This is a genomic window from Prevotella sp. HJM029 (genome assembly GCF_000599605.1).
Lineage (GTDB): Bacteria > Bacteroidota > Bacteroidia > Bacteroidales > Bacteroidaceae > Prevotella.
Genome location: NZ_KK082665.1, coordinates 30,490 through 31,170, shown reverse-complemented (window position 1 = coordinate 31,170; position 681 = coordinate 30,490). Strand labels below are relative to the sequence as shown.

Sequence of the window (681 nt, the reverse complement as noted above, 5' to 3'; positions counted from 1 at the left end):
ACAAACAAGCAGGACACAGAGAATACCATGCACTCCGAGCCTGCACGGAACACTGAGAGTGCAACTGTTCAAAGACGTATCAGTGCCAAGATGAGAAAGAAAACACTCGAAGCCTACAAGCAAGCCTATCTTGTACCGACTAAGTTAAACAATCGCAAGGCGGTCTATCTGAGCAGGGAGACACAGGAGCGTGCCGACTTTATTGTGCGTAGATTAGGCGACAGAGGCAGCAACCTTTCAAGCTTTGTGGAGAACATCGTTCGTCAGCATCTGGAGGAATATGGTGAAGATATAGAGAAATGGAGAAGGTTATAAACCGCAGGAAGGGGGCGAGGGATGAATTTCAAAAGATTTATTTCCCGCTCTAATCCTACTATCGCATTAAAATATGATGTCATATTCTCGTAAATGAGACGTCATATTTGGGCAAATATGACATCATATTTTTAGCAAGCAGACATCTGAATGATGAGAACACCACGAACACAGTTAAACACAGAATGCACGGCATTCACTTTTCGGCTGCAAAACGCCTCGTGCGTAAATGGTCTTATCACGGACATTGCAAGACGTCAGTTTGTACCCACAAACTGCGCCCAGCTCCCCTCGACAGACTATCGGGGAGATAAGACCGTAATCACTCCGTTCTCATCGGTCAGCATTCAAGAATTAAGAGACAAA

At 45.1% G+C, this 681-nt stretch carries 2 protein-coding genes; both read left to right on the top strand.

The genetic code is table 11. The annotated features are described in order from the left end of the window. Positions 1 to 315: DUF3408 domain-containing protein (locus X919_RS0108430; protein ID WP_028899737.1), on the top strand; the 315-nt coding region annotated here is incomplete at its 5' end. Positions 316 to 465: 150 nt separating this feature from the next. After that, positions 466 to 681 (top strand): hypothetical protein (locus X919_RS17110; protein WP_216592158.1); only part of this gene is annotated, 216 nt, incomplete at its 3' end.